20 protein-coding genes are annotated in these 22,327 nt (G+C 73.6%); 9 read left to right on the top strand and 11 right to left on the bottom strand.

Features of this window, described 5'->3' with window-relative positions; all coding sequences use genetic code 11:
- Positions 1-968, bottom strand: a 968-nt coding sequence (locus tag KIK05_RS10640; RefSeq protein WP_214410437.1) for a glutamate-cysteine ligase family protein, incomplete at its 3' end; no start/stop codon positions are given.
- A 506-nt stretch (positions 969-1,474) separates the two neighbouring features.
- On the opposite strand from KIK05_RS10640, the gene KIK05_RS10635 reads away from it, so the two are divergent.
- Positions 1,475-1,834 carry a hypothetical protein gene (locus KIK05_RS10635; protein ID WP_214410436.1) on the top strand — a complete coding sequence of 120 codons (360 nt, stop codon included), beginning with the start codon at positions 1,475-1,477 and terminating at the stop codon, positions 1,832-1,834.
- 138 nt (positions 1,835-1,972) lie between these two features.
- Here KIK05_RS10635 and KIK05_RS10630 read toward each other — a convergent pair whose 3' ends face one another.
- A complete protein-coding gene (locus KIK05_RS10630) occupies positions 1,973-2,506 on the bottom strand; it encodes an HAD domain-containing protein (protein ID WP_214410435.1) in 534 nt (177 codons plus the stop codon).
- A 221-nt stretch (positions 2,507-2,727) separates the two neighbouring features.
- On the opposite strand from KIK05_RS10630, the gene sigK reads away from it, so the two are divergent.
- The gene (gene sigK, locus KIK05_RS10625) at positions 2,728-3,318 is read left to right on the top strand and encodes an ECF RNA polymerase sigma factor SigK (RefSeq protein WP_214410434.1); all 591 of its coding nucleotides are present in this window, start codon (positions 2,728-2,730) and stop codon (positions 3,316-3,318) included.
- Positions 3,315-4,136, top strand: coding sequence for an anti-sigma factor (locus KIK05_RS10620; RefSeq protein WP_214410433.1), 822 nt, complete (start codon positions 3,315-3,317; stop codon positions 4,134-4,136). Before sigK ends, KIK05_RS10620 begins: the two co-directional genes overlap by 4 nt.
- Here KIK05_RS10620 and KIK05_RS10615 read toward each other — a convergent pair.
- Entirely contained in the window at positions 4,129-5,922 is a 1,794-nt protein-coding gene (locus tag KIK05_RS10615; protein ID WP_214410432.1) for a hypothetical protein, read from the bottom strand. The two genes, KIK05_RS10620 and KIK05_RS10615, sit on opposite strands and share 8 nt — an antisense overlap.
- A gap of 102 nt (positions 5,923-6,024) precedes the next feature.
- On the opposite strand from KIK05_RS10615, the gene KIK05_RS10610 reads away from it, so the two are divergent.
- Genes KIK05_RS10610 through KIK05_RS10600 form a run of 3 tightly spaced genes read left to right on the top strand, consistent with a single transcriptional unit; the run spans position 6,025 to position 8,905 of the window.
- On the top strand, positions 6,025-6,699 hold the full coding sequence (locus tag KIK05_RS10610) for a response regulator (RefSeq protein WP_214410431.1): 675 nt from the start codon (positions 6,025-6,027) through the stop codon (positions 6,697-6,699).
- Positions 6,696-8,330 carry a sensor histidine kinase gene (locus tag KIK05_RS10605; RefSeq protein WP_214410430.1) on the top strand — a complete coding sequence of 545 codons (1,635 nt, stop codon included), beginning with the start codon at positions 6,696-6,698 and terminating at the stop codon, positions 8,328-8,330. The genes KIK05_RS10610 and KIK05_RS10605 overlap by 4 nt, the downstream gene beginning before the upstream one ends.
- Complete coding sequence (locus KIK05_RS10600; protein ID WP_214410429.1) at positions 8,327-8,905, top strand: hypothetical protein; 579 nt, start codon at positions 8,327-8,329, stop codon at positions 8,903-8,905. The genes KIK05_RS10605 and KIK05_RS10600 overlap by 4 nt, the downstream gene beginning before the upstream one ends.
- 62 nt (positions 8,906-8,967) lie before the next feature.
- Here KIK05_RS10600 and KIK05_RS10595 read toward each other — a convergent pair whose 3' ends face one another.
- Positions 8,968-10,125, bottom strand: coding sequence for a baeRF10 domain-containing protein (locus KIK05_RS10595; protein ID WP_214410428.1), 1,158 nt, complete (start codon positions 10,123-10,125; stop codon positions 8,968-8,970).
- A gap of 325 nt (positions 10,126-10,450) precedes the next feature.
- Here KIK05_RS10595 and KIK05_RS10590 point away from each other — a divergent pair, with 325 nt between their 5' ends.
- A complete protein-coding gene (locus tag KIK05_RS10590; protein WP_214410427.1) occupies positions 10,451-10,684 on the top strand; it encodes a hypothetical protein in 234 nt (77 codons plus the stop codon).
- A gap of 17 nt (positions 10,685-10,701) precedes the next feature.
- Here KIK05_RS10590 and KIK05_RS10585 read toward each other — a convergent pair whose 3' ends face one another.
- Together KIK05_RS10585 and KIK05_RS10580 are read right to left on the bottom strand one after the other, a co-directional pair.
- The gene (locus KIK05_RS10585; protein WP_214410426.1) at positions 10,702-11,706 is read right to left on the bottom strand and encodes a nucleoside hydrolase; all 1,005 of its coding nucleotides are present in this window, start codon (positions 11,704-11,706) and stop codon (positions 10,702-10,704) included.
- Positions 11,703-12,761, bottom strand: a complete 1,059-nt coding sequence (locus KIK05_RS10580; protein ID WP_214410425.1) for a translation initiation factor eIF-2B alpha/beta/delta subunit family protein — start codon at positions 12,759-12,761, stop codon at positions 11,703-11,705. The genes KIK05_RS10585 and KIK05_RS10580 overlap by 4 nt, the downstream gene beginning before the upstream one ends.
- Before the next feature lie 320 nt (positions 12,762-13,081).
- On the opposite strand from KIK05_RS10580, the gene KIK05_RS10575 reads away from it, so the two are divergent.
- Positions 13,082-14,422, top strand: coding sequence for a lanthionine synthetase LanC family protein (locus KIK05_RS10575; protein ID WP_214410424.1), 1,341 nt, complete (start codon positions 13,082-13,084; stop codon positions 14,420-14,422).
- A 3-nt stretch (positions 14,423-14,425) separates the two neighbouring features.
- Here KIK05_RS10575 and KIK05_RS10570 read toward each other — a convergent pair whose 3' ends face one another.
- The 4 genes from KIK05_RS10570 to KIK05_RS10555 all read right to left on the bottom strand — a co-directional run bounded on the left by KIK05_RS10570 (position 14,426) and on the right by KIK05_RS10555 (position 18,030).
- Positions 14,426-15,757, bottom strand: a complete 1,332-nt coding sequence (locus tag KIK05_RS10570; protein WP_308249849.1) for a sensor histidine kinase — start codon at positions 15,755-15,757, stop codon at positions 14,426-14,428.
- A gap of 132 nt (positions 15,758-15,889) precedes the next feature.
- On the bottom strand, positions 15,890-16,048 hold the full coding sequence (locus KIK05_RS10565) for a hypothetical protein (protein ID WP_214410423.1): 159 nt from the start codon (positions 16,046-16,048) through the stop codon (positions 15,890-15,892).
- Positions 16,049-16,216: 168 nt separating this feature from the next.
- Positions 16,217-17,284: an ABC transporter ATP-binding protein gene (locus KIK05_RS10560; RefSeq protein ID WP_214410422.1), complete on the bottom strand. Its 1,068-nt coding sequence runs from the start codon at positions 17,282-17,284 to the stop codon at positions 16,217-16,219.
- Positions 17,281-18,030, bottom strand: coding sequence for an ABC transporter permease subunit (locus KIK05_RS10555; RefSeq protein ID WP_214410421.1), 750 nt, complete (start codon positions 18,028-18,030; stop codon positions 17,281-17,283). The genes KIK05_RS10560 and KIK05_RS10555 overlap by 4 nt, the downstream gene beginning before the upstream one ends.
- A 159-nt stretch (positions 18,031-18,189) precedes the next feature.
- On the opposite strand from KIK05_RS10555, the gene KIK05_RS10550 reads away from it, so the two are divergent.
- On the top strand, positions 18,190-19,011 hold the full coding sequence (locus KIK05_RS10550) for a DUF1206 domain-containing protein (protein WP_214410420.1): 822 nt from the start codon (positions 18,190-18,192) through the stop codon (positions 19,009-19,011).
- A gap of 66 nt (positions 19,012-19,077) precedes the next feature.
- Here the strand turns inward: KIK05_RS10550 and icmF are convergent, their stop codons facing one another.
- Positions 19,078-22,293 carry a fused isobutyryl-CoA mutase/GTPase IcmF gene (icmF, locus tag KIK05_RS10545; protein WP_214410419.1) on the bottom strand — a complete coding sequence of 1,072 codons (3,216 nt, stop codon included), beginning with the start codon at positions 22,291-22,293 and terminating at the stop codon, positions 19,078-19,080.
- Positions 22,294-22,327: the final 34 nt, after the last annotated feature.

The following is a 22,327-nucleotide window of genomic DNA, read 5'->3' as shown; positions in this document are numbered from 1 at the left end:
TCGCCCAGGGCCTCCCCGGCGGCGCGGTCGTCCAGTACGAGCGCGCAGGTCACCGCCGCGCAGACCGGCCACCACCTCGGGTGCTGGGCGTCCAGGTAGCGGATCTCCAGCCAGCGGCGCGGCCGTACCGGCGGGAAGACGGTGGTGGCGTGGTAGGCCAGATCGGCGGTGGTGGGCGGATGTCCTCCCATGCGGGGCATGCCGATCCAGTCGGCGAAGGTCGGGCCGCCGGTGGCGGGGCGCCGCCTCGCGCCCTTCGGCCGGGCGAGCATGAGCCGCGCGTCCATGAGGTACCGCGCCCAGGCCTCGGCGGGATCACCGTCCCACACGACCGGCCGGGTCCGTGTGTGATCGAGGTGCAGCCATACGGCCTGCCGGCCGGAGGCCCAGCCGCAGGGCCGCGAGCGGTGGAGCGGCGAGTTCGCGAACGCGGCGTTCAGCACCGGGCCGAAGTCGTGGGCCCGCTCCCAGCGGACCCGCGGCCGCCCGCCGAGGTCCACGTTCACCTGCACCGAGGCGGTCTGGCACATCATCATCGGCCCGTACGGCACGCCGAGCAGGTCGGCCATCGCCTCGTACCTCGGCGAGCGGAGCTGGCGCAGGGGCGGGCGCACGGGGTCGAGCCCGGTCCCCGCGAGCACGAGGCCCGACTGCCGCAGGGCGGCCCGCGCGGCCTCGACGTCCTCGGCCAGACCGGACAACGCCTGGGGGAGGGGGCCGGGCGGGCCGGAGAACTCCACTTGCCCGCCGGGTTCGAAGCTGAGGGCACTCCCATGGGGGAGGATCGGGAGCGCGGCCCTGATCTCTGCTATCCGGACGTTCCTGGACGGGTCGCCACGGTCGAAGACCAGGAATTCGAGCTCAACCCCGGTCGCGTCGCCGGGCGTGCCCTCGAAGCACCGCCGCGCGAACCTCTCCACGTCGGCGAGCCCGCGGACCCGCGTGTCATCGTTCTCCGTACCGATCATGGACCCTCCTGCGCCGAGGTTCACGGAGCCGTGGGACCTCCCGTTGGCGTGCGTGCCGAGAACGTGAAGGGTTGGGAGCGTGAGATGCGCCGGGCGGGCGGGACGCTGCTGCTAAGCAAGTCGTACCCGCCAATTCTCCGCATGAAGCTCAAAAGCGATGATCGGCTCAAAAGGGACGATTAGCCCATAAATCCGGCGGCGGGTGGCGAATCTCCGCGTGGGACGTTGTCCACATCCGGCCAGCCGAGGGGAGCCCAACCCGGCGAGGAGGGGCGGCCCGCCCCGATGAAAGCGCAGGTCGCTCCGGCGATCAGCTTGTCAAGCACTTCCCGTGCGCCTCCTGGGGCGGCGGGGGCGCAGGTGAAACCAGTGGTTGAACACAGAGAGTGCTCGTGTAGATACTCCTCGTGTCGAATCCTGAAGGCCCCCACCCTCCCTGCCGGCACCCCTCCGCGCCCCCTGGCGGACGCCGGTCACGGCTGGTGGGAACGATCCAAGGAGGAGCAATGAACACCAAGAAGCTCTGGGCGGTCGGGCTGGCCGTCGCCGCCGGTTGCGCGGGGCTCGGCACGGTCGCCGCCGCCTCGGCGTCGCAGGCCGCGCCCGCCCCCCACAAGGCCGACTTCACCGGATACCAGCTGGTCACCCTGCCGAACGCCAACGTCCCGAACTTCCAGCGCCGCGTCGTCTACTGCCCGCCCGGCAAGCGCGCGGTGGGCGGCGGCGGGGAGGCCCGGGGCAACGGGGCGATCCTCGTCGGCAGCTTCCCCACCGACCAGGCGAACGGCTGGATCGTACTGGGCCGCCAGGACGGCTACGGCGACGTCGGCATCAGCGCCTTCGTCATCTGCGCCAACGCCAGCTGACACCGAGATCGATCCACTGTGAAGGCTCCACGAGCGGCCGGCGAGCGGCCCTCGTGGAGCCGGAAAGCGACCGCCGGCGGTACCGGGACCGCCGGCGGTCGCCGTGTTCCGTGCCTCGCCGCTTCGACCGCCGGCCTGTCAGGGGTCGAGGGTCGCGGCGTCGTCGAGGCGGGGGACGGCTCCGGCGGTGAGCCAGTCGCGGGCCTGGGCGATGTGCTCGTCGGTGAGCCCCGTACCGGGGTCGACCGCCACCAGGAGGAACTCGCCCACGCCGGGATGGTCCATGAGGTACTGCCAGTCCGGGGTGCCGAGGCTGTCGTCGAACCACACGAACGGCCGCCCGGCGACGTACTCGGCCACGTGGCGGGTCTTGAAATGCTCTCCGGCGCGGCTGCCCGGGTCGCCGTTCACCGCGATCACCGGCAGCGGAGGCAGGCCGATGCGCGGGGCGATCTGGAGGTTGGCCTGCTCCTCCCAGGTCGTGGCCCAGGCGAGCTCGGCCCCGGTGTCGCGGGCGAGCGCGGACAGCTTGTGACCGTGCCGGGCGTTCAGCAGGACGGTGTACGCCTGCCCGTCGACGACGCATTGGTGACGCCGGAGCCGCAGCGTGTGCCGCCGGGCGGGGTTGAGCACCCCGTCCACGTCCAGTAGTACCAGGGGACGCTTGCTCACGTGCCGCTCCTCGGTCGTCGGTGCTGCATGCCATGATGCCGCCCGCACCGGCCCCTCTTCCAACTCCGGGAGCTCACCCGCCCCACCTTGAACGCATCCCGCCCGCCGCCGCGTATCACCCGGTGATCCCTTCGAGGTCGTCCCCCTTCGCGGCGATCCAGGCGCCGGTGTGCCGCGAACAACCTGTGTCCGTTACCGGCGCCGGCGAGTGAGGAGCGCGCATGAGGCCGAGACGGGCCGTGCCCCTGGGGGACGGCCGGCACGACGGGCCCGGGCTGGAGACGCTGCTGGAACAGGTGGCGCGCGGCGACCGGCCGGCGTTCGAGCACGTGTACGACAGGGTGGCGGGCCCGGTGTACGGGATCGCCCTGCGGGTGCTGCGCGATCCGGCCCAGGCCGAGGAGGTCGCCCAGGAGGTCCTGGTCGAGGTGTGGCGGAGCGCGGCGCGCTTCGACCCCTCGCGCGGCTCGGCGATGTCGTGGGTGATGACGATCGCCCACCACCGCGCGGTCGACCGGGTCCGCGCGGCCGAGGCGGCGGCCGACAGGGAGACCCGCGTCGCCCGCCTCGGCGCGCAGCGTCCCTACGACGAGGTGGCCGAGTCGGTCGAGACGAGGCTGGAGTGGGAACGGCTGCGCCGCTGCCTGGGCGGGCTGACGCCGCTCCAGCGGGAGTCCGTCACCTACGCCTACTACGGCGGCTACACCTACCGGCAGGTCGCCGAGCTGCTGAAGGTGCCGCTGGCGACGGTCAAGACCAGGATGCGCGATGGTCTCATCCGCATGCGCGACTGCCTGGGGGTGGAGCGATGAGCCGCGACCCGCACACGCTCGCGGGAGCCTACGCCCTGCACGCCGTGGACGACCCGGCCGAGCGTGCGGGCTTCGAGGAGCACCTGGGCCGGTGCGAGGAGTGCGCCGAGGAGGCCCGGGAACTGCGCGAGGCGGTGGCGCGGCTGGGGGCCGCCGTCGCCGTCGAGCCTCCTCCAGGGCTGCGGGCCCGGGTCATGACCGAGATCGCCCTGGTACGCCAGGTGCCTCCGGTCACCGCCCCGGTGCCGGCCGTCCCCGGCGGTGGGCACGCCGGCACCTCGGAGACCGGGTACGCGGGCGGCTCGGCCGCCCGGGGCGGCGGGCGGCGGTCGCGCAGGGCGCCCCGGCGTCCGTGGTGGCCCCGCGCCGTCACCGGTCTGGCCGCCGCGTGCCTGGCCGCGGCGGTGGGGCTCGGGATCGTCACCGTCCGCGAGCGGGACGCGCTCGACCGGGAGCGCGCCGGCGGCCGGGCGATCGCCGCCGTCCTCGCCGCGCCGGACGCCCGCACCGTCACCGGGAAGGCGGGGCGGGGCGTCAGCGCCAAGGTGGTGGTGTCGCGGTCGCAGGGGAGGATGGTGTTCCTCTCCTCGGGGCTGGCGGCGCCGCCGGAGGGCAAGATCTACCAGCTGTGGCGGATCGGCCCGGGCGGCGCGGTCCCCGACGAGGTGACGCGGCCCGACGCCGCCGGCCGTACACCCCCCGTGCTCCTCGGGCGGGTCGGGGACGCCACCAAGGTCGCGGTCACGGTCGAGCCGGCGGGCGGGTCGAAGCAGCCCTCCACCACGCCGTTCCTGGTGATGAAGCTGCCCGCTACCTGAGGCAGGCCGGGGAGGTCCACCCCACCCAGCCGGAGGCGGCGGCGGGCCGCCAGCCGGCCGGGTGCCCCGGCCACGACGTCTCCGGCGCGCCGCCCGCCTCGGGTTCCGGCACGATGACCGTGCAGGTTCCCGCCGGCGGGGCCTGGTGGGCGGTGTCGAAGTTCAGCCGCAGCCTTGTCCACTCCACGCGGTAGGACAGTGGCAGCCACGCCCACCACGACACCTGGCGGTCCACCACCACGCCGCCGCGGCGGACCAGCGGGTCCGGGACGGGAGGCCGCGCCGGTCCGTCGAAGGTGCCGCCGGCCACGAACGCCAGGTTCACCGCGACGAGCGCCAGAGCGGGCAGCGGGCCCCGCCGTCCCGCCGGGAACGCCGCGGACGGGCGGGAGACGGCCGTGCCGGGCGGGGACGGGCGCCGGAGCCCGACCAGGGACGCGGCCGTCAGGACCGCCAGCAGGGCGAGCGCGGCCGCCGACGCGGGCGCCATGCGCAGCGCGTCGTGGGAGCGGGTCAGGAAGGACACCTCCGGGAAGTCGAAGGCGATGAAGTTGTAGGTCCGGATCCGGTCGCCCGCGTACACGGCCGCGACCGCGCCGGTCACGACCAGCAGCCCCGCCGACGCCGCCGCGTACCGCAGGGCCTCCCGCCGCCCCGCCCGGGCCAGCGCCGCCAGCCCCAGCAGGGCGAGGACGACCGCCACGCACGTCAGGTACCGGCCGTAGGCGTAGTTGCCGACCCGGTGCTCGTCCGGCAACGCGGCCGAGGAGGCGTAGGCCACGGCCGCCGTGAGCAGCAGCAGCGCGAGAAGCGTCACGCGGGTCGCGGGAGGGGTGCGGCGGCGCAGCGCCGCCGCGGTGGCGACGGCGATCCCCACCCCCGCCAGGCCCCAGGTTCCGACGACGAGGTACCACACCTGGCCGGCCGCCCCGCAGATCGCCCAGGCCTGGCCGTCGAGGCCGGTCAGCCGCGTCCCCAGCAGAGCGGAGAGGTCGCGCGGGCCGCCGGGATAGATCGCCGCCCGCACCGCTCCGTTGAGCACCTGCGCCCCCGCCGCCGTCACGGCGGTCACCGCCACCGCGGCCAGGGCCGCGCGGCGGGGCACCCACCGCCGTACCAGGACGAAGGCCACGATCAGCACGTGGACGAACAGCAGCACGCTTCCGCGCATGTGCACGGCGAAGCCGTACCCGGCCAGAGCGCCCGCCAGCGCGCCGGCCCGCGCCGAGCCCGACCGCGCGAAGGCGTGCAGGGCGAGGAGCCAGCCGAGGACGAGCGTCGGAAGGACCGCGTCCGTGAGGGCCATCTGGCCGAACACCATGGTGGCGGGGAGCAGGGCGGCGGCGAAGGCGAGCGCGCACGCCGCCCACCGGCCCGGGACGAGTCCCTGCGGCGCCAGGCGGCGCAGCGCGAGGAAACCGAGGGGGAACAGCGCCGCCCCGATGAGCGCGTTGACCGCGACGACGAGCCGGTAGGCGAGCGCCGGGTCGTGGACGAACCAGAAGATCGGCGTCAGGACCAGGGGGTAGCCGCCCTGGTAGAACGTGCTGCCGCTCAGGTCCGCCCCCGGGCCGCCCGCCAGCCACCGGGCCGCCACCAGGTACCCGACCTCGTCGGGGTTGGCCACCGGCCCGGTACGCCATCGGGCCAGCCACAGCCTCAGCAGCACGTGCGCGATCCACCCCGCCGCCAGCACCCACCGCAGCCGCGAGGCCGCGGCGGGCGGGGCCGCGGCGGGCGGGGCCGAGGGGGGCGGCGATACCGGACGTGTGGTGGTGAGAGTCATGCCAGAGAGGCTCTGGCGGGGTTTCGACCGGATCTTCCGCGAAATATCCGGGATTGGTGACATTGCGGCGGCCCGATTCGGATGGTCGAAATAATGACCACCGTGGCCAGCATCGTGTTCGTGGAGGACGACCCGCTCATCCGGGCGTCGGTGGAGTTCGCCCTCTCCCGGCAGGGGCACAGCGTGACCTCGCGCACCACCGGGGAGGAGGGGCTCGAGTGCATCCGGGCCCGCCGCCCCGAGATCGCGGTCCTCGACGTCATGCTGCCGGGAATCGACGGCATCGAGGTGTGCCGCAGGATCCGCCGCACCGACACGTTGCCCGTCATCCTGCTGACCGCGCGCGGCGACGACCTCGACGTCGTCCTCGGCCTGGAGGCGGGCGCGGACGACTACATCGTCAAGCCCATCGAGCCCCGCGTCCTCGACGCCCGCATCCGCGCGGTGCTGCGGCGCGCGGAGACCTCCCACGGGGACATCTCGACCTACGGCGACCTCGTGGTCGACCGGGGGGCGCTGAAGGTGACCAAGCACGGCAAGGACGTGCGGCTCACTCCGACCGAGCTGCGGCTGCTCCTGGCGCTGACCCGCCGTCCCGGGCTTGCGCTGACCCGCCAGCAGCTCCTCGCCGACGTGTGGGAGCTCACCTACCCGGGGGACTCGCGGATCGTCGACGCGTGCGTGCAGCGCATCCGCGCCAAGATCGACGACGAGCCGTCACGGCCAGGGTACATCGAGACCGTGCGCGGCTTCGGCTACCGGTTCGTCGCGCCATGACCGTGACGAAGGGGCGCGCCGAACCGGACCACAGCCCTCGGACCTCGCGCTTCGCCGCGCTCAGGCCCCTGGTGGCCGTGCTGACGCGGGCCGCGGGCCGGGTACGCACGGTGGCCGGGAGAGCGCGGGCCCTGAAAAGGGGCGCCGGGGCGCCGAACCGCCGAGGCGGCCTGTCGCTGTGGCGGGCCGGGCTGCGGCTGCGGCTGGTCGCGGGGTTCGTCGTCGTCGCGGTGCTGTCGTCGGCGGCGGCCTCCTGCATCGCCTACTTCCTCATCCAGCGTTCCATGATCGACCGGACGCAGGCGAACGTGATCGGGGAGTTCAAGAACACGCTCGGCAGGTCGGTGCCGGCGGACATGGAGGCGTGGAGCAGCGGCTTCAGCAGTCCGGGGATCTCTTATCTGCAGCAACTGAAGTCGGCCCTCAGCGTGCAGGGGCGCTACGACGTCAAGCTCGCGCAGGTGCGGGACGGCAACATCTTCTTCTTCCCCGACTTCGACACCCGCTACGGCGTCGACCTGCCCGGCGACTTCGTCCAGATGGCCCGGGGCAACACCGTCTACCGGCGCATCGACCATCGGGGAACCCCGTTCCTCCTGGTCGGCGGGCAGGTCTACGGGGAGCGGCGGGCGGACGGCACCTACCGCCCGACCCCGATCATGGGCTTCGTCATCGTGAGCCTGGCCCGGGAGGCCGACGACCTCAGGACGCTGGCCCGCGTCCTGGTGATCGCCAATGTCGCGACGGTCGTGGTGGCCGTCGTCTTCGCCCTGGTGGCCGCGCGGGGCGTGCTGGGGCCGGTACGCAGGCTCGGCCGGGCGGCGCACGACCTCGGCGAGGGACGGCTCGACACGCGCGTCGAGGTGCTCGGCCGCGACGAGCTCGCCGACCTCGCCCGGACGTTCAACCGGACCGCCGGGGCCCTGGAGGGGACGGTCGCCGAACTTCGCGCCATGGAGGAGTCGTCCCGGCGGTTCGTGGCCGACGTCTCCCACGAGCTTCGCACCCCGCTCACCGCGATAACGGCGCTGACCGACACGCTGGCCGACAAGGACGTCTCCGCCGCCGACCGGGAGACGGCCGGCCCGCTGGTGACCGAGGGCATCCGGCGGCTGGGCACCCTGGTGGAGCACCTGATCGAGATCAGCCGGCTGGACTCGGGCACCGCCGCCCTGGTGCCGGACGACCTGAACGTGGGCGAGGCGGTGGCCGCCTGCCTCGCCCCGCGCGGATGGGCGGGACGGGTCGAGATCGACGGCCCGCCCGACCTGATGGCCCGGATCGATCCCCGGAGGTTCGATGTGATCATGGCGAACCTCGTCGGCAACGCGCTCAAGCACGGCGCGCCACCGGTGGTGGTGCGCTTCCGGCAGGAGGCGAACGGCGACGTGCCCGGTGTCACGCTCACGGTGACCGACCACGGCCCCGGCATACCGAGGTGGCTGCTGCCCCTGGTGTTCGACCGGTTCGTCAAGCTGGACCGGGCCCGCGCCAGCAGCGAGGGCAGCGGGCTCGGCCTGGCGATCGCCCGCGCCAACGTCGAACTGCACGGCGGCGTGGTGAACGTCGTCAACGACGAGCCGCGGGGCGCGGTGTTCACCGTGTGGCTTCCCCTCGGGGAGGACGCGTGAGGCGGCCCGGGCGGTGCCCGCGCCGCCTGATCCTGGTCGCGGCGGCGCTGCTCGCGAGCGGGTGCGGGATAACGCCGGCGGAGACCACCGTGGCCGGGGACCCGCCCATCGCCAGGTCCACGTCCCAGCCGACCGTCGTCTACTTCGTCAAACAGGGCAAGCTGACCAGCGTCACCAGACCCGGGCTGCCCGGTGTCCCGGAGTACTCCCTCCAGCAGCTCCTTGAGGGGCCCAACGACATCGAGAGGGCACGCGGTCTCGGCTCGCGGGCGGCCCGAGTGGACACCGGCTCCGACATCCAGGTCAACCGATCACCGGACGGCGGCACCCTGTCGGTGTGGGGGCTGGAGGAGAAGGGCCTCGGGCTGGCGCAGATCGTGTGCACCGGCACCGCCATTCCCGGTGTCCAGCGCGTGATCGTGCAGGGAAGGGGGATACCTGTACTCCACGCCCAGAGCCCGGGAACCGGCGACACCACCCCCGACGTGGTCTACATCGACCCGCTCACGGGGCAGAGCCTGAAGGGGAGCAGGCCGTACACCTGCTCGGACTTCGCCAAGTACCTGGACGGGTGAGCCGCCGCGACGGACCCGGGTCCCCGCCCGGCCGGGGACCCGAGGGTGCCGGCGTGGCCCGGTCAGGCCGCGGCCGGCTGGGGTGGGCGGGGCGGGAGGGGGAAGCGGAGGGAGGCCGCGACCAGGAGGTCCTTGAGCTCGGTCTCGGCGAGCACGTGCTCCACCGTGCCACCCTCGTCGATCACCGCCTCGGCCAGCTCCGAGACCACGTCCGGGGTGCGCCGCGTCGCCCGCCCGCACAGCGGGCAGGCGTCGCCGGAGGTGCCGAGCCAGCCGGACTCGTGGCAGACCACCCCCGGCGTCGTCATGCCCTCCTGCACCAGCAGCGTCTGGACGGCGGCGACCGACCCGGCCCACAGGCAGTCGTCCAGCCCGAGGGCGGCGGGACGGCGCGTCGCGGCCCGGGCGAGGACGTCGGTGACCCAGCGGCGCTCCTCCTCCCGTTCGTACTGCTCCACGATGCGCTCGGCGCAGGAACGGATGTCGGCAGGCGTGGCCGTGCGGGGATCGACGCTGAACGTCCCGGCGACCTTGGCGCGCAGCTCGCGGGGGAGGAACTCCAGGAAGTTCGGCACCTCCTCGGGGTGGCCGCCGACGATCAGCAGTTCGTAGGCGCGAGCGCGGAACAGCTCGTCGAGGAGCTGCAGGGTGTGGCGGAAGTGGCGCCGCGTGAGGTCGTCGGCGCGGTTGCGCACCCGGTGCTCGGTGTAGCCGTACCAGCCGGCGTAGTTGGGCTTGCGCAGAGCCTCGTCCTCGACCTCGCCGATGGCGCGCATGTCGTCCTGGTACAGCTCCCACGCCTCCGCCGAGCGCCGGTCGACCATCAGGACGCAGGCACGGTGGTACTCGTCCAGGACGGCGAGCATGGGACGGACCCACGGCGTGGCGTTCACCATGATCCTGTCGCGCACCGGGCGCGGCAGCACCAGCTGCTCGAACAGCTCCCCCTCACTGCAGGAGAAGACGGCCACGCCACCGGTCTCCACCCGATCCAGGCCCTCCATGGTCTCGATGCGCTCGATGTCGGCGCGCAGGGACATGCGGGCCCGCCGCCCGAGGGAGCCGTTCTGCCCCAGCGGGCGGATCTCGTGGAGCAGGCTGTTGATCCGGGTCGGAAGGGCGCCGGGGCCGTCCTGGCCCACGCCGACGTACAGGGAAACCACGGGCAGCTCACCCCCGTGGAAGCGGATGATCCGGTCGACGGTCTCTGTGCTGATCAATCGTCCCGCCCCCTTCACTGGTCCTGTGACCTCAGTATTCGCCATCCCTCACGCCCCCCTTGTGGACACCCCCTGCCTTCGTCCCCCTCGCGCCCGCCGGACGGGAAGTGCGGTGCCGTGTGCGATCCTCGGAGAGTGGGGAGGCCGGAGCCCCGCGACGCGAGTCGCGTATGGTGCGGTTGAGTGGCATCGGGCGGCGTCGCGGAGCAGGATGGGCTTTCCACCGCGTCGCGCTGTTGTCGGCCCGGCGCACGATTTGCCGCTCTCGGCACCCGCCCGGGCTCGCCACCCCGGCGACCAGATCCGTTACCGCGAGGAGAACCCTTTGAGCACCGCACCCAAGATGGACAACCTCGACCTCGCCACCACCGCCCGCGAGCTGGCCGACGACGCCCCGTCCGGCTCGCTGGACAAGGCCGCCGCCACGTCGGTGGCCATCACCTGCGCCACCACGCGCGACATCGCGGAGGCCAGGGCCGCGCTCGGCGGGATCACCCCGGCCGAGGTACGGCAGGCCGCTCTCGCGCTGTTCGACCGGCTGTCCGCCGGGGCACGCTAGAGCCGCGCGGGCGCCGGTCAGGGCGGCGTCCGGGTCAGGGCCCGGACGAAGCCGTCGACGAACCTCGCCGAGTCGACGGCCCTGACCACGCGTGTGCCGGGCGCGGGTTCGCACGGCACGGCCGGGGGAGGGCCGCCGGGGACACCCATCAGGTGCGCCCGCCACGAGGAGTCGTCCCTGACCACGTTCACCGGCCCGACGGCCGCGGCGGTGACCAGCGACGGGTCGGCCAGCACGCCGGCCGCCAGGGGGTCGTGCAGCGGGATCGCCATCCGCCCCCGCCTGCGGCGTGACAGCTCGAGGTAGGCCTGGAGGATCTCCGCGGCGAACCCGGAGACCGGCGTTCCCGCGGCGCGCAGGGCGGCGAGGGCCGGCTCCGGCAGGATCGTGGTGGCCGTGACGTCGACGCCGACCATGGTCAGCTCGCGGCGCGGCGCCGAGAACACCGCGCGGGCGGCCCGCGGGTCCTGTGCGACGTTGGTGTCGGCCATGAGCGGCGCGCCCGGCGGGACGTACGGGCCGGAGCCCGCCATGACCACGACCGAGCGGTACTTCGTGAAGAGCGCCGGGTCGGCCCGCAGCGCCAGGGCCAGGTTGGTCATCGGGCCGAGGGCCAGCAGGTCCAGCTCGCCCGGCCGCTCTGCGGCGAGCCGGACGAGCAGCCCGGCGGCGCGTTCGCCGCCGGCGGGCGGCGGCGGCCGGTCGTGCCCGAGGTCGCCGAGGCCGTCCCTCCCGTGCACCCCGTCCCCGTCCGGGGCTCCCCGCCCCTCGCCCTCGTGGTGTCCGCCGGCCCGCCGCCCGCCGGCCAGCGGGCGCCCGGCGCCGCGCGCCACGGGGGTGTCCAGCCCGAGCAGCCGCAGCACGTACGCGATGTTGCGCACGGCGTCCTCCTCGGCGCAGTTGCCGAACACCGAGGTCACCGCGGTGATCTCCGTCTCCGGGCGTCCGGCGAGGTACAGCAGCGCGCACGCGTCGTCGATGCCGGTGTCGGTGTCGACGACGACGCGGCGGGGAGCGCTCAACCCGCCCGTCCCTCCGCGCCGGCGCCGTAGGCGAAGTGGTCGGCCACGCGGGAGGGGGCGAAGGCGCCGCGCTCGGTGACGATCCTGGTCACCAGGTGAGGCGGTGTCGCGTCGAAGGCCGGGTAGTAGCCGCGCACCCCCTCCGCCGCGGTGCGCGTGCCGAGCACGTGCAGCACCTCCTCGCCGTCGCGATGCTCGATCTCGACGTGGTCGATGCCGGGGGAGAGCGGATCGGGCGCGTGCGACAGCACGTGGAACGGCACCCCGAACTCCCGCGCGGCCAGCGCCACCGCGAGCGTGCCGACCTTGTTGACCACGTGGCCGTCCATGGTCACCCGGTCGGAGGCGACCAGTGCCACGTCGGCGAGGCCGTTCGCCAGCGCGGCGGGCACCATGCCGTCGGTGATCAGGGTGGGCCGGTACCCCATCTCGACGAGCGCCGCCGCGGTGAGCCTCGCCCCCTGGAGGTACGGCCGGGTCTCGGTGCAGACGAACTCCAGGCGCCTGCCCTGCTCCTCGGCGGCCCGGACGGTCGCGACCAGGTAGGCGTCGCCCCAGCAGTGGGTGAGCACCCGCGCCCCGTCCGGGAGCAGCTCGGCGGCGTGCCGGCCGAGGGCGCGGAATCCGGCGCGGCGGCTCTCGTCATGCCGGGCCGCCGCCTCGGTGACGGCCGGCAGCAGCTCCTCCCCGGAGGCGTCCGCCAGCGGCCCGTCGGCGGTCGCGGCCAGGACGGCGCGCACGGCGTCGCGGATGTGGTTGTTGGTGGGCCGCGTCGCGATCAGCCTGGCGCCGGCGGCCCGCAGCCGCTCGGCGGCCGCCCCCGGCCCGAGGCGCGCGGCCTCACGGGCGGCCAGCACCAACCCGGCGGTGGTGGCGAACAGCGGCCCGAGGCTCTGGGTGACCATCCGCTCGATGGCCACGGCGACGTCCTCGGCGGTGGCGCAGCGCACCCACCGCCGCTCGAAGGGGTAGACCCGGCGGTCGAGGATGTCCACGCCGTCGCCGGTCAGCCGGACCGAGTCCGCCAGGACAGGTGTGTTCCCGGTGTCGCTCACGTGACCGTTCCTTCCGCCCGGCTTCCGCGGGGCCCGTCTGGTGCCGTCGCTCCCTCTGTTTCCGCCGTTCCGCCGGGGCAAAAGCGTCAGCGGGGACGAATACCGTCTTGCTCGTCCTTCGGACCGGCGGACAGCCCGCGGCGATACGGGATTGTGCCGTATCGGGGGCCGCCGGAACCGCCCGCCCGGGCGCGGTCTGTGAGATTGTTCTGATGCGGCCGATGAAGGGGTCGGTGGCGAACCATGACCGGATGCCGACCGATTGCCTAGTTTTCCTACCAAATTGATAGGTATGCTGGGGATCGCGTAGAGGAGGCGAGATGAGCCCGGACCGGAGCGGCCCGTCGTGGCCGCGCGCCGAGACACCCTTCAGCGCGGCCGTCATGGCCGGACGCTGGATCCGATCCGCCGCCGTCGACGACGGCCGCGGGCGCCACTGGCGCGCCAACCCCGATCCCCGGCGGCCCTCGGCGAGATCCGGCCAGCCCGGCTCCCTGTACGCGGGGGTCGCCGGCATCGTGCTGTTCTTCCTGGAGCTCGCCGCCGCGACCGGCCACGAGGCCTACCTCGACGACGCCCGGCAGGGCGCCCGCTACCTCGCGGCCACCTGGGAGGACGAGCCCGACCTGTCGCTGTACCACGGCCTCACCGGCATGGTCTTCGCGCTGGCGGAGGCCGGTTGGGCCACCGGCGAGGAGAGCTTCTCGGTCGCCGCGCGGGCGGGGGCCGACCGCGTCGTCCGCAGCCTGCGCAGGAACGGCGACGGCGTCGGCTGGACCGGCGACCCCGCCCAGCGCGGTGACGGCGGCATCATCCTCGGGCTGCTGCACGCGGCCGGCATCCTCGGCGTCTCGGCCTACGAGGAAGTGGCCGTCGAGGCCGGCGAACGCATCGCCGGGCTGGTCGTGCCCGGCCACAGATTCGGAGAGGAAGGCTGCGCCGACCTGCCCGTGGACGCCGTCACGCCCGGCTTCCTGTCCGGCACGGCGGGCACGGCCTTCCTGCTCGCCCGCCTGTACGGCGTGACCGGCGACAAGCGGTTCCTGGAGGCGGCCCGCAGGGGAGCCGACTTCGTCCGCACCGTGAGCACCGTGACCGACAGGCACGCCTTCGTCCCCCACCACGTCCCGCAGGGCAGAGGACTGCACTACCTCGGGCTGTGCTCGGGGTCGGCCGGCGTGGCCCGCATGTTCTACGAGCTCTACCGGGTGACCGGCGACCGGGGCGAGCTCGACTGGGTCGCGCGGCTCGCCGACGGCATCATGTGCAGCGGCGTGCCGCACCGCCAGACCCCCGGTTTCTGGAACGTCGCCTGCCAGTGCTGCGGCGCGGCGGGCCTGCTGGAGCTGTTCGTCGGGCTCTGGGCCGCCACCGGAGAGGAGCGGTACCTCCGGTTCGCCCGCTCCCTCGGCGAGAACCTCGTCAGCCGCGCCACCGGGCACGACCACGCCGGCTACCGCTGGTACCAGGCCTACCGGCGGCTGCGCCCCTGGGAGGTCACCGCCGACACGGGCTACATGGTGGGCGCGGCGGGCATCGGGGCGGCGCTGCTCCACCTGGACGCCACCGGCCGCTCGGCCGACCCGCGGCGGCTCATCCTGCTCCCCGACAACCCCTTCCCCGCCATACCCGTGCCGGCCTCGGCGCTGCGCCGCGGGTGAGGCTCAGTCCTCGTCCTCCTCGGAGGGAAGGGCCAGCGGAAGGCACAGGACGAAGCGGGCGCCCTTGTCGCTCGGCTCGATCGTCAGGGTCCCGCCGGTGGCCTGGGCGATCTGGCGCGCGATCGGCAGGCCCAGGCCGGTGCCCCCGGCGTCCTTGCTGCGCGCCGCGTCGAGCCGGGTGAATCGCTGGAAGACCGCCTCGCGCTTGTCGGGCTCGATGCCCGGCCCGTCGTCCTGCACCTCCAGGACGATGACCCCGGTACGGAAGCGCCTGTTCGGGGGCTCGCTGCGCACCGTCACCGAGATGGACTGCTCGGCGTGCCGCTCGGCGTTGTCCATCAGGTTGGTGAACAGCCGGGCCAGCCGCAGCCGGTCACCCATCACCACGACGCCCGGCTGCAGGTCCCGCTTGATCGTCAATCTCGAGTGGCGCCGGTTCAGCTCGGAGTTGATCAGCGCCGACAGGTCGACGCGTTCCCTCTCGCCCGGCGTCCCGGCGTCCAGCCGGGCGACGATCAGCAGGTCGGACACGATGGCCTGCAGCCGGTCCAGGCTCTCCAGCAGGGAGTCGCCCATCACGCTGATGTTGGTCTCCTCGGGGGCGAGCAGGGCGTCCTCGACCTCCGCCCGCATGGCCGTGATGGGGCTGCGCAGGTCGTGGGAGGCGTCGGAGGCGAACTGGCGCTGCTGCTCCATGGCGGCCTGCAGCCGGTCGAGGGTGTGGTTCACGCTCTCGGCGAGCTCCTGGATCTCGTCCCGGGCGGGGGGCACGGGCACCCGGCGGTCGGGGCAGCTGGCGTTGATCTCGTCCAGCTCCGCCCGGATGGCGTTCACCGGGTTCAGCGCCCGGGAGAGCAGGCGGTAGGCGCCGTAGGTGATGGCGGCGGTCAGGAAGACGGTGCCGCCGATCACCAGCGCCGCCAGCGTGGGATGCACGAGCGGGGGCACCTGGGGCGCGGCGGCGTAGACCATCCAGTCCTGCCCCATGACGTAGGCCCGCTGCCCCACGACGATGTAGCACTCGTCGTCGGGAAAGGTCCCGCCGCACACCACCCTCGAGGCGATGGTCTTGCCGGCGGCAGGGGTGAAGTCCGCGATCGGCGGCTTGCTCTGGAGGCGATACGTGGCCGCCACGACCCTGCGGCTGGGGTCGACGATCTGGATGAACTCGATGGGCCCGGCCGAAAGGGGGTTGGGCCGGTAGCCTCGTATCAGTTCGCCGGCCACGCGGTCCCCCGCCGCGGTCACCTCGTCGCTGACGTACTCGGTGGCGATACGGTTGACCGCCACCATGAGGATGGTGGCGACCAGCGTGGACAGCAGAGCAGCGACCACGCCTGCGAACAGCGTGACGCGGGTTCTGACCGACCATCGGTGACGCACACGCACCCTCTCGCACCCCTAGGACCAGTCGACCATACGGGTCTTCGGAGTGTTCAGCGGGGGGCGAAGGCGGGGGAGGACCGATCAGTCGCCGGGGCGGCCCGCCCCGGCCTCGGCGGTGCTTCCCGTGAGGGACTGCACGGCCTCGGTGAGATAGGCCACCTGGAGTTCGAGGCTGTGCACCCGGGCCTCGAGGTCGATCGGGCTTGGGGGCTGGTATCCGGTGGCGATCTGCCTCGGCATCGGCGCCCGCTCCCTTCCATGATGGTCAGCGGCGGTGTGGAGGAGTGCGAGGGATCTCCGGAGAGATCCCCGCGTCCTTACCTCTGCCCGCACAGAGGCCGGGCAAGCACGGACCCCCGATAAGGCTAACGTTACCTTTGGGTAATGCCACGGACGGCCGCGGCCCGTCTAATCCCAGAAGGCGGGGATGTCCGGCTGGGTGTCGTCCAGGGGGTAGGCACGGGTCCGGGCGGCGTCGGTGACGGCCCACACCCGCAGGCCGGGGGACAGACCCAGCTCCACGGCGGCCGGCGGTGCGAGGTCGGCCGCCGCGGCGATCGGCCCGGCGAGACGGACCCGCACCTGGTCGCCGTGCGGCTCGACCCCCGCGACCACCGCCTCCCACCGGCCCGCGGCCGCGTCCGGCGGCCGCGGGCGCAGCGTGACGGCCGACGGCGGGAACGCGACGTACACCGGCCCCTTGGCCTCGTCGGCCACGCCGAGCACCGGCCCGCCCGCCGGGCCGACCGACACCTCCCGGCCGCGCCCGTCGCCCCGGCACAGGTTCAGCCCCGCCAGCCGGGCGGCGAAGCCGGTGCGCGGGCGGCACGCCACCTCGGCGGGAGTCCCCTCCTGGACCAGCGCGCCCCCCTCGACGACGAGGACCCGGTCGGCGAGCGCCAGATCCAGCGGATCGCCGGTGACGAGGACGCACCCGCCGTCGAACACGCCCAGCTGCGCCCGCAGCGCGGCGCGGACCGTCAGGCGCGCGCCGGCGTCCAGAGCGGCCAGCGGCTCGTCGAGCAGCAGCACCCGGGGCCGTACGGCGAGCGTGCGGGCGAGCGCGACCAGCCGCGCCTCCCCGGGGGTCAGCTCGCGGGGCCGTGCGCGCAGCCGCCCGCCCAGCCCCAGCCGCCGCAGCCACAGGGCCGCGGCCCGGCGGGCCTCGGCGCGGCTCGCCCCCCGGCATCGCGGCCCGAAGGCGACGTTCCCGAGCGCGCTCAGGTGCGGGAACAACAGGTGCTCCGGGGACAGCATGCCGACGGGACGCACCCCCGGCGGCCGCGCGTGGACGGCGGCCCCGTCCAGGACGATGTGGCCGCCGCCGGGCGGGGTGAGGCCGGCGAGGACCCTCAGGGCGGTGGTCTTGCCGGCCCCCGGCGGCCCGGTCACGGCGACCACCTCCCCGGCGGCCAGGCGGATCCTGAGGTCGAGCCGGAAGGGCGGACGCTCGGCCACCAGGTGGGCGTCGATCATCGGTGGTCCAGCACCCGGCCGCGCAGGCACGCCACGACGGCGACGGCGACCGGCAGCGGCACCAGGCCGAGCACGACGGCGGCCTGCCGGAGGGCGGCGGGCGGGGTGCTCGCCGCGAGTGCGACCGCCGCCCCGGACTCGGCCAGTGCCCGGGCCCAGCAGAGGGCCGTTCCCGCCGCGATCCCCGGCCAGGCGAGCGGCAGCGTCACCAGGCGCATGGTCCTCCACCTGGAGGCGCCCAGCAGGACCGCCGCCTCCTCCAGGCGTGGCCCGCGGGCGCGCAGCACGCCCTCGACGGTGAGGACGAGGAACGGCATCGCGGCGAACGCGGCGGCCGGCACGAGCCGCCCGCCGGGCGGCTCCTCGGGGCCGAGCGCCCGCAGCAGGACGACCGGCGACGCGACCAGCGGCAATGCGACCAGGACCCGGACCACCGCCGTGCCGGGAAAGGACGCGCGGGCCAGCGCCCAGGCCAGCGGCAGGCCGGACAGCAGGCAGCACACGGTGGCGGCCGTGGCCGCCCCCACCGCGAGCCGGAGGGAGTCGGCGACGCGCGGGTCGGCCGGCCGGGCGCCGAGGACCGTCCACGGAGCCACCGCCGCCGGCCAGGCGAGGGGCAGCACCAGCACCGCCAGGCCGAGCGCTGCGGGGACCAGCAGCACCCGGGGCAGGCCCGGCACCCCCTCCCAGGCCGTGCGCCCGCCCCCGGTCCGCGGCCGGCGCCGCGTGGTGATCAGTACCCTCATGCCGCCTTCATCCCCGCCATGCCGGCCCGCCACGCGAAGCCCCGCCTCAGGAATCACGGCCGTTCAAACCGGTGGTCGACTGGAGATCCGATGAAGAGACGGGAGTTTATCTTCCGCCCAGAAGTGCAGAGGGGAAGGCGTACCGAAAGGAGAGGGACCATGAGCTCCGTGGCCTCAGCCGGTCACCACGCGCGGGGAGTCGCGCGGCAAGCGACACGCAGCCGGGCATTCGACCGGCTGGCCCGGTTCGGGATGGCGTGCCGGGGCGTCCTGTACGCCCTCATCGGCATCCTGGCGCTGCAGATCGCCTTCGGCGGTAGCGGAAAGGAAGCGGACAAGACAGGCGCCGTGCGGATGGTGGCCGAGCAGCCCTTCGGCACCGTCGTGCTGTGGCTGCTCGCCATAGGCTTCACCGGGCTGGCCCTGTGGCAGCTGTCGGAGGCGCTGTTCGGCGGCCTCGAGGTCAAGGACCGGGTGGAGGCGGCCTCGCGCACCGTCGTGTACGCCCTGGTCGTCGGCACCGTCCTCAGCTTCCTGCTGCGCGGCAGCACCGGGCAGTCGAGCGACCAGAAGTCCAAGGACCTCACCGCCACCGTCATGGACTGGCCGGGCGGCCAGCTGATCGTCGGCGCTGTCGGCCTCGGCATCATGGCCCTGGGCGCCTTCTGGGTCTACGAGGGGGTGACCAGGAAGTTCCGCAAGAACCTGCGCACCGGCGAGATGTCCCCGCGCGTGCGCGGCGTGGTCGAGAAGCTCGGCATGGTGGGCTACAGCGCGCGCGGCGTGATCGCCGTGGCGGCCGGCGTCTTCTTCCTGCACGCGGCCATCACCTACGACCCGGACAAGGCCAAGGGGATCGACTCCACGCTCCGCTCGTTCGCCGGCATGCCCTTCGGCCCCTGGGTGCTCGCCGTGGTCGCCCTCGGGCTGGTGCTCTTCGGCGTCTACTGCGTCTGCGAGGCCCGCTGGCGCAGGACCTGACCTTCACCTCCCCTTGCACGGAAACGGACCCCGGCGCCTGCCGGGGTCCGTTTCCGTCGTCCGCGGTCAGAGGTTGCGGCGGTACTGGCCCCCGGCCTCGAACAGGGTCTCGGTGATCTGGCCCAGGGAGCAGACCCGGGCGGCGTCCATCAGCGCGGCGAAGGCGTTCCGGTCGGACATCGCCGCCTCGCGCAGCCGCCGCAGGGCCTCCGGCGCCTCGGACGCGTGCCGCTGCTGGAACGCGCGCAGCCGTTCGAGCTGGCCGCGCTTCTCCTCCTCGGTGCCGCGGGCCAGTTCCAGCGTGCCGTGCTGGACGTCCCCCTCCGGATTGCGGAAGGTGTTGACCCCGATGATCGGCAGCGACCCGTCGTGCTTGCGCTGCTCGTACAGCATCGACTCGTCCTGGATGCGGCCGCGCTGGTAGCCGGTCTCCATCGCGCCGAGCACGCCGCCGCGGTCCGACAGCCGCTCGAACTCGGCCAGCACCGCCTCCTCGACCAGGTCGGTGAGGTCCTCGACGATGAACGAGCCCTGCAGGGGGTTCTCGTTCTTCGCCAGGCCCCACTCCCGGTTGATGATCATCTGGATGGCCATGGCACGGCGCACCGACTCGGCGCTGGGGGTGGTGACGGCCTCGTCGTAGGCGTTGGTGTGCAGGCTGTTGCAGTTGTCGTAGATCGCGATGAGGGCCTGCAGCGTGGTGCGGATGTCGTTGAAGTTCATCTCCTGCGCGTGCAGCGACCGGCCGGAGGTCTGGATGTGGTACTTGAGCTTCTGCGACCGCTCGTTCGCGCCGTACCGCTCCCGCATGGCGACGGCCCAGATGCGGCGGGCCACCCGGCCGAGCACGCTGTACTCCGGATCCATGCCGTTGGAGAAGAAGAACGACAGGCTCGGCGCGAAGTCGTCGATCTTCATGCCCCGCGCCAGGTACGCCTCGACGTAGGTGAAGCCGTTGGCCAGCGTGAACGCCAGCTGGCTGATCGGGTTGGCCCCCGCCTCGGCGATGTGGTAGCCGGAGATCGACACCGAGTAGAAGTTGCGCACCTTGTTGGCGATGAACCACTCCTGCACGTCCGCCATCATCCGCAGGGAGAAGTCGGTGGAGAAGATGCAGGTGTTCTGGCCCTGGTCCTCCTTGAGGATGTCGGCCTGCACGGTCCCGCGCACGGTGGCGAGCGTGGCGGCCCGCAGCCGCTCGGCCTCCTCGGGCGTCGGCTCGCGGCCGTTGTCGGCCTGGAAGCGCGAAAGGGCCTGGTCCACGGCGGTGTGCAGGAAGAACGCCAGGATCGTCGGCGCCGGGCCGTTGATGGTCATCGACACCGAGGTGTTCGGCGAGCCGAGGTCGAAGCCGTCGTACAGCGCCTTCATGTCGTCCAGCGTGGCGATCGACACCCCCGACGTGCCGACCTTGCCGTACACGTCGGGCCGCTCGGCCGGGTCGTTGCCGTACAGCGTGACCGAGTCGAACGCCGTCGACAGGCGCACGGCGGGCTGGCCGTCCGACAGCATCTTGAAGCGGCGGTTGGTGCGGAACGGGTCGCCCTCGCCGGCGAACATCCGCGTCGGGTCCTCGTCGTCCCGCTTGAACGGGAAGACGCCGGCGGTGAAGGGGAAGCGTCCCGGCAGGTTCTCCGAGCGCAGGAACCGCAGCAGCTCGCCGTGGTCGGTGTACCTCGGCAGCGCCACGCGCGGCACCCGGCTGCCCGACAGGGTGGTGCGCCACAGCGGCGTGCGCAGCTCCTTGTCGCGCACCTTCACCACCAGCTCGTCGGCGGAGTAGGCCGCGACGGTGCGCGGCCAGTCCGAGAGCAGGGCCCTGGCGTCCTCCGGCAGCTCCGCCTCGGCGCGCTCGCGCAGGGTGTCGAGGGACGCGGTGTCGCCGCCCTCGGCGCTCACCAGCTCGGCCACCTCGGTGAGCTGCTGGCGCCGCCGCGCCGCGCCCGCCTGGCGCTCGGTCTCCCGGTGGTACTCCCGCACGGTCTCGGCGATCTCGGCCAGGTACCGTACGCGGGCGGGCGGCACGATGGCCGAGCCGAGCGCCGAGGTCCTGGCGTCGGTCCGCGGCAGGATGCCCGGGCTCTCGGGAAGGCCCTTGCGGCCGAGCAGCTCGCGCAGCCCGTGGTACAGCCCGGTGACGCCGTCGTCGTTGAACCGCGAGGCCACCGTGCCGTACACCGGCATGTCCTGGGGTGCGGCGCCGAACGCCTCCCGGTTGCGCACCAGCTGCCGCCGCACGTCGCGCAGCGCGTCCTCGGCGCCGCGCCGGTCGAACTTGTTGATGGCCACCACGTCGGCGAAGTCGAGCATGTCGATCTTCTCGAGCTGGGAGCTCGCGCCGAACTCCGGTGTCATGACATAGAGGGAGACGTCGCTGAAGGGGACGATCGCGGCGTCGCCCTGCCCGATGCCGGGCGTCTCCACGATCACCAGGTCGTTCCCGGCGGCCTTGCAGACCGCGATCACGTCGGTGAGGTGCTCGGGGAGCTCGTGCGACCCGCGGGTGGCGAGCGAGCGGAAGAACACCTGGTCGCCGCCCAGGCTGTTCATCCGGATCCGGTCACCGAGCAGCGCGCCGCCGCCCCTGCGCCGCGTCGGGTCCACGGCGATCACGGCCACGCGCAGCTTGTCCTCGTAGTCGACGCGCAGCCTGCGGATCAGTTCGTCGGTGAGCGAGGACTTGCCGGAGCCGCCGGTGCCGGTGATGCCGAGCACGGGCACCTGGCGCTCGGCCGCCGCCGCGCGCAGCCGCTCGACGTACGCCCCGTCCGCCCGGCCGGTCTCCACGAACGTGATGGCCCTGGCCACGGCCCTGTGGTCGCCGCCGAGGACCGACGGCGGCTCGGCGCCCTCGGTGAGGTCGGTGTCGCAGGTCTCGATGATCGTGTTGATCATGCCGGCCAGGCCGAGGCGCTGGCCGTCCTCGGGGGAGAAGATCTTGCTCACGCCGTGGCCCTCGAGCCTGGCGATCTCCTCGGGCACGATGACGCCGCCCCCGCCGCCGTAGACCCTGACGTGACCGGCCCCGCGCTCGCGCAGCAGGTCGACGAGGTAGGTGAAGAACTCCACGTGGCCGCCCTGGTAGGAGCTGATCGCCACGGCCTGGGCGTCCTCCTGGATGGCGGCGGTGACGACCTCGTCCACCGAGCGGTCGTGGCCGAGGTGGATCACCTCGGCTCCCTGCGACTGCAGGATGCGGCGCATGATGTTGATCGCCGCGTCGTGCCCGTCGAACAGGGCCGCCGCGGTGACGACTCGCACGGGATTGACAGGTACGTGCACCGGCGCTCCTCCAAGGCTCCACAACGAATTGCTA

It is taken from the genome of Sphaerisporangium fuscum (genome assembly GCF_018531465.1).
Lineage (GTDB): Bacteria > Actinomycetota > Actinomycetes > Streptosporangiales > Streptosporangiaceae > Sphaerisporangium > Sphaerisporangium fuscum.
The sequence above is the reverse complement of the archived record's forward strand: the minus strand, read 5'-3'. Positions and strand labels throughout refer to the sequence as shown.

Bases quoted from the DNA above. Each gene is read 5' to 3' on its own strand.
- KIK05_RS10635 (WP_214410436.1), top strand. From the start codon at position 1,475: ATGAACACCAAGAAGCTCTGGGCGGTCGGGCTGGCCGTCGCCGCCGGT.
- sigK (WP_214410434.1), top strand. From the start codon at position 2,728: ATGAGGCCGAGACGGGCCGTGCCCCTGGGGGACGGCCGGCACGACGGG.
- KIK05_RS10620 (WP_214410433.1), top strand. From the start codon at position 3,315: ATGAGCCGCGACCCGCACACGCTCGCGGGAGCCTACGCCCTGCACGCC.
- KIK05_RS10615 (WP_214410432.1), bottom strand. From the start codon at position 5,922: ATGACTCTCACCACCACACGTCCGGTATCGCCGCCCCCCTCGGCCCCG.
- KIK05_RS10605 (WP_214410430.1), top strand. From the start codon at position 6,696: ATGACCGTGACGAAGGGGCGCGCCGAACCGGACCACAGCCCTCGGACC.
- KIK05_RS10575 (WP_214410424.1), top strand. From the start codon at position 13,082: ATGAGCCCGGACCGGAGCGGCCCGTCGTGGCCGCGCGCCGAGACACCC.
- KIK05_RS10565 (WP_214410423.1), bottom strand. From the start codon at position 16,048: ATGCCGAGGCAGATCGCCACCGGATACCAGCCCCCAAGCCCGATCGAC.
- KIK05_RS10560 (WP_214410422.1), bottom strand. From the start codon at position 17,284: ATGATCGACGCCCACCTGGTGGCCGAGCGTCCGCCCTTCCGGCTCGAC.
- KIK05_RS10555 (WP_214410421.1), bottom strand. From the start codon at position 18,030: ATGAGGGTACTGATCACCACGCGGCGCCGGCCGCGGACCGGGGGCGGG.
- KIK05_RS10550 (WP_214410420.1), top strand. From the start codon at position 18,190: ATGAGCTCCGTGGCCTCAGCCGGTCACCACGCGCGGGGAGTCGCGCGG.